This is a genomic window from Moritella viscosa (assembly GCF_900120065.1).
Lineage (GTDB): Bacteria > Pseudomonadota > Gammaproteobacteria > Enterobacterales > Moritellaceae > Moritella > Moritella viscosa.
Genome location: NZ_FPLG01000066.1, coordinates 1 through 5,178, shown reverse-complemented (window position 1 = coordinate 5,178; position 5,178 = coordinate 1). Strand labels below are relative to the sequence as shown.

General features: G+C 41.2%; 4 protein-coding genes and 1 tRNA gene. All 5 read left to right on the top strand.

The features are described 5' to 3' along the window. The first annotated feature begins 1 nt into the window (after position 1). The 5 genes from ftsH to BT797_RS10020 all read left to right on the top strand — a co-directional run bounded on the left by ftsH (position 2) and on the right by BT797_RS10020 (position 4,947). A complete protein-coding gene (gene ftsH / locus BT797_RS10040) occupies positions 2 to 1,897 on the top strand; it encodes an ATP-dependent zinc metalloprotease FtsH (protein ID WP_244893724.1) in 1,896 nt (631 codons plus the stop codon). A 95-nt stretch (positions 1,898 to 1,992) separates the two neighbouring features. Next, positions 1,993 to 2,844 carry a dihydropteroate synthase gene (gene folP, locus BT797_RS10035; RefSeq protein ID WP_075471931.1) on the top strand — a complete coding sequence of 284 codons (852 nt, stop codon included), beginning with the start codon at positions 1,993 to 1,995 and terminating at the stop codon, positions 2,842 to 2,844. A 103-nt stretch (positions 2,845 to 2,947) separates the two neighbouring features. Next, positions 2,948 to 4,282 (top strand): phosphoglucosamine mutase, encoded by a 1,335-nt coding sequence (gene glmM / locus BT797_RS10030; protein ID WP_045111677.1) that lies wholly within the window; start codon positions 2,948 to 2,950, stop codon positions 4,280 to 4,282. Between the two features lie 249 nt (positions 4,283 to 4,531). Continuing rightward, a complete protein-coding gene (gene secG, locus BT797_RS10025; RefSeq protein WP_045111676.1) occupies positions 4,532 to 4,852 on the top strand; it encodes a preprotein translocase subunit SecG in 321 nt (106 codons plus the stop codon). Between the two features lie 8 nt (positions 4,853 to 4,860). Continuing rightward, positions 4,861 to 4,947, top strand: a tRNA-Leu gene (locus tag BT797_RS10020). Positions 4,948 to 5,178: the final 231 nt, after the last annotated feature.

Genomic DNA, 5,178 nt, shown 5'->3' with positions numbered 1-5,178 from the left:
TATTGCAGTCGTATTAATGTCAGTATTTCAGAGTTTCGGACCAAATGAGAGTTCAAGTAATCAATTGGATTACAGTTCATTTGTGCAACAAGTTAGAAATAAACAGGTTAACGAAGTTAAGATCAACGGACGTACTATCCGTGGTGTTAGCCAAGGTGGACAAAAGTTTGTTACTTTCTTACCAGCGGAAGATCCACAGCTATTAAATGACCTGTTAAACAATAACGTTAAAGTATTTGGTGAGCCTGAAGAAGAGGCAAGTTTATTGACTTCTATCTTCATCTCTTGGTTCCCAATGCTATTACTGATCGGTGTTTGGGTATTCTTCATGCGTCAAATGCAAGGTGGCGGCGGTAAAGGCGCTATGTCATTTGGCAAAAGTAAAGCACGCTTGATGAGTGAAGACCAAATTAAAACGACGTTTGCTGATGTTGCAGGTTGTGATGAAGCAAAAGAAGAAGTTGCTGAATTGGTTGATTACTTAAAAGATCCAAGTCGCTTCCAGAAACTTGGTGGTAAAATCCCAACCGGTATCTTATTAGTTGGTTCACCAGGTACAGGTAAAACATTACTTGCTAAGGCGATTGCGGGTGAAGCAAAAGTACCATTTTTCACTATTTCAGGTTCTGACTTCGTTGAAATGTTTGTTGGTGTTGGTGCATCTCGAGTGCGTGACATGTTCGAACAAGCGAAGAAATCATCACCGTGTATCATCTTTATTGATGAAATCGATGCCGTAGGCCGTAAGCGTGGTTCTGGTATGGGCGGTGGTCATGATGAACGTGAGCAAACGCTTAACCAAATGCTGGTTGAAATGGATGGCTTTGAAGGTAATGAAGGTATCATTGTTATTGCTGCGACGAACCGTCCAGACGTACTTGATCCTGCGCTATTACGTCCAGGCCGTTTTGATCGCCAAGTAACGGTTGGTCTTCCTGATATCCGTGGTCGTGAACAAATCTTAAAAGTACATATGCGTAAAGTGCCTATTAACGATGACGTTGAAATCGTACTTATTGCACGTGGTACTCCTGGTTTCTCTGGTGCTGAGCTTGCTAACCTTGTTAACGAAGCTGCACTATTTGCAGCACGTACGAATAAACGTACTGTATCGATGGCAGAATTTGAAAAAGCCAAAGATAAAATCTTAATGGGTGCTGAACGTAAGAGCATGGTAATGAGCGAAGAAGAGAAAGTGATGACTGCGTACCATGAAGCTGGTCACGCAATCATTGGTCGCTTAGTACCGGATCATGATCCTGTTTATAAAGTAAGTATCATTCCACGTGGTCGTGCACTGGGTGTAACTATGTACTTACCTGAACAAGATCGTGTTAGTCATTCAAAACGTCATTTAGAAAGCATGATCTCAAGCCTTTACGGTGGTCGTATTGCTGAAGAAATCATCTTTGGTAAAGACAGTGTATCAACGGGCGCATCAAATGATATTGAACGCGCAACGGATATCTCTCGTAAAATGGTTACGCAATGGGGTCTATCTGAAAAATTAGGTCCGATGAAGTTTGCTGACGAACAAGGTGAAGTTTTCCTTGGTGGTGGTGGTACTCAGGCTGCAAGTATGTCTGATGAGACGGCTAAACTGATTGATGATGAAATTCGTTATTTGGTTGAAAGTAACTATAAACGTTCGCATCAGCTGTTGACGGATAATATGGATATTCTTCATTCAATGAAAGATGCATTGATGAAGTATGAAACCATTGATGCCAAGCAAATTGATGATCTAATGGCACGTGTTGAAGTACGTGCTCCAGCGGACTGGGGCGAAAGCTACGGTACCATTGATAGCGACAGCACTAAAGATGCTAAAAAAGAAACTAAAATAGATAATGAAGAAGATAGCGAAACAGAAAGTGATAAAAAAGATACAGAATAAGCCTCGCTTACTCAGTATTACTTTATAGCTATTAATTCATGATAGAATAAACCTCGAGTGTAACTCGGGGTTTTTTTTTAGGGAATAGAACGATAATGCAGTTAAACTTAGCGGCCAATAGCAGTCGTGTTAAAATACTCGATCTTAGTCAACCAGTAGTCATGGGCATTTTAAATGTTACGCCGGACTCGTTTTCTGATGGTGGTCAGTATTACGCTTTAGATGCAGCCTTTAAACAAGCACAAAAGATGGTCGATGATGGCGCTAAGATCATTGATATTGGCGGTGAATCTACACGTCCAGGTGCTAGAGCTGTTAGTTTAGAAGAAGAACTTGCACGTGTTATTCCTATTATTAAACGCATATCAACACAGCTCGATGTTGTTATCTCTATCGATACCAGTAAAGCGCAAGTGATGCGGGAAGCCATTGCTGCGGGAGCGCACATTATTAACGATGTGAGAGCTCTGCAGGAAGAGGGGGCGTTGCAAGCAGCAGCAGAGCTAGGCGTGCCTGTATGCCTCATGCATATGCAAGGTAAACCTAGTACAATGCAAGACGCACCATCTTATCAAGATGTAACTGCAGAAGTGATCGCGTTTTTACAACTGCGAATCGAAGACTGTTGTAACGCAGGCATTAAGCGTGAAAATATTATTCTCGACCCTGGCTTTGGTTTTGGTAAAACGTTAGAGCAGAATTATCAATTACTCGCTGATACACCGCTATTCCATCAATTTGATTTACCTATTTTGATTGGTGTTTCACGAAAGTCGATGATAGGTAATTTATTGCAATGTGATGAGTCTCAGCGATTAGCGGGTAGCCTTGCATGTGCAAACAGTGCCGCTACAGATGGCGCACATATATTTCGTGTGCATGATGTACGAGAGACTACTGATACTTTGGCGATTGTCGCTCAGCTAAAAAAACATCGTGTGCGCTAATAAAATAACGAACGCTATATACAGCATATAGTTTTTCATTTTAAAAATAGAATATGGTTAAGTGTATAGCTGGACCAAAAATAAAAAATATTAGGGATTAAATATGTCAAGAAAGTATTTTGGTACCGACGGTATTCGTGGTCTTGTAGGTGTAGCGCCTATCACACCTGAGTTTGCACTTAAATTGGGTTGGGCTGCAGGTAAGGTACTTGCAAAACAGGGGACAAGAAAAGTCCTAATCGGTAAAGATACCCGTATTTCTGGTTATATGCTGGAATGTGCTTTAGAAGCAGGTTTGTCTGCTGCGGGACTTGACGTCGCCTTTATGGGGCCAATGCCAACACCAGCTGTAGCCTATTTAACACGCACATTCCGTGCCGAAGCAGGTATTGTGATTAGTGCATCACACAATCCATATCACGATAACGGTATTAAGTTCTTCTCTGCAAACGGTACTAAGCTACCGGATGATGTTGAACTGGCGATTGAAGCGCAATTAGAAAAAGAATTAACCTGCGTTGAGTCGGCTGAATTAGGTAAAGCTGTACGTATTGATGATGCAGCGGGTCGTTATATTGAATACTGTAAAAGTACTTTCCCGTCTCGCGCTAGTTTGAAGGGACTGAAAATTGTGCTCGATTGTGCGCATGGTGCCACTTACCATATCGCACCAAACGTATTTAAAGAATTAGGCGCAGAGATCATTACTATCGGTGTTGAGCCTAATGGTTTGAATATTAATGATGGTTGTGGCGCAACGGCGCCTGAAGCATTGGCTGCACGTGTACTTGCTGAAAAAGCTGATCTTGGTGTTGCTTATGATGGTGATGGCGATCGTCTGATGATGGTTGATCATACTGGTTATGTAATTGATGGTGATGAAGTTCTTTATATTATTGCACGTGATGCTCTACGTAACGGCGTATTAAAAGGTGGTGTCGTAGGTACATTAATGGCGAATATGGGCTTAGAGCTAGCACTTAAGTCTCTGGGGATTCCATTTGCACGTAGTGCGGTTGGAGATCGCTATGTTGTCGAAATGATGCTTGAAAAAGGCTGGCGAATAGGTGGTGAAAATTCAGGTCATATTATTTCTCTGGATCACACCACAACAGGTGACGGTATTGTATCAAGCCTATTAGTATTAGCGGCATTGGTGAATAGTGGATTAACGCTGAAAGAATTACGCTCTGGAATGAGTAAATTCCCACAAGTATTAGTGAATGTTCGCTTTAGCGGTGATTCAGACCCACTATTAGCGGAATCTGTGCAACAGTCTGTAGCAGATGTTGAACAGGAACTCGCTGATCGGGGTCGTGTGTTGTTACGTAAATCAGGTACTGAGCCACTTATCCGTGTGATGGTTGAAGGTGAAGACGAAACGCATGTATTAGCGCTAGCCAATAAAATTGCAGATGCCGTTAAAGCCACGTTTTAAACCAGCGTAAGTCGGTAATTTAAGACGTTTTAGTATACGGCAACTGGTGTTGTTTTGTGCTAAATCCTTTTATTCATTGTTTTTTTAATAATCAGCTTGCAACTAAGGTGGAGGTTAGATAATATCTCCTCCGCTTTACCACTTAACATTATTTAGTTATAAAATGGCTAATGTTATTTAAGTGTCCCTTACCTCGGGTAAGGATGTTCGATAAAGCTATATTAAACCTTTTGAGATTTAGGTATTAAAATGTACGAAGTTATTATTGTTATTTACTTAATTGTTGCACTTGCAATCATTGGATTCGTTCTAATGCAGCAAGGCAAAGGCGCTGATATGGGTGCTAGCTTTGGTTCTGGTGGTTCAAATACTGTATTTGGTGCTGGCGGTTCAGGTAACTTTTTAACTCGCGCTACAGCAGTACTTGCGATTGCATTTTTTGCGCTGAGCTTAGTGTTAGGTAATTTATCTACACAGTCTACAACTGATGTGATTTTAGATGCAGAGAAACCTGCAATCACAAGTGATGTTCCAGTAGCGCCTGTAAGCAATAGCGACGTACCTCAATAAAAGAATAAGCCGTGGTGGTGAAATTGGTAGACACGCCAGCTTGAGGGGCTGGTGTCCGAAAGGACGTGCGGGTTCAAGTCCCGCCCACGGCACCAAATAAAAAAACCTTAGTAGTTAATACTAAGGTTTTTTTTTGCCTGTGTTTTAATAAAGATAGAGTTAAATCGTTATTTTTACTCATATATACGCTTTATTTAAAAATAATTTAGGCCTATTGATTACTACAGTTAAGTCGTTTCACTATTTAAGTGAATTTGGCCTTGCTTATTATGGTTGCAATAGCCTATAATCAGCGCAGTAAGATTGTTGTCGCGGGATGGAGCAGT

Coding starts and splice junctions, on each gene's coding strand:
- folP (WP_075471931.1), top strand. CDS start 1,993: ATGCAGTTAAACTTAGCGGCCAATAGCAGTCGTGTTAAAATACTCGAT.
- glmM (WP_045111677.1), top strand. CDS start 2,948: ATGTCAAGAAAGTATTTTGGTACCGACGGTATTCGTGGTCTTGTAGGT.
- secG (WP_045111676.1), top strand. CDS start 4,532: ATGTACGAAGTTATTATTGTTATTTACTTAATTGTTGCACTTGCAATC.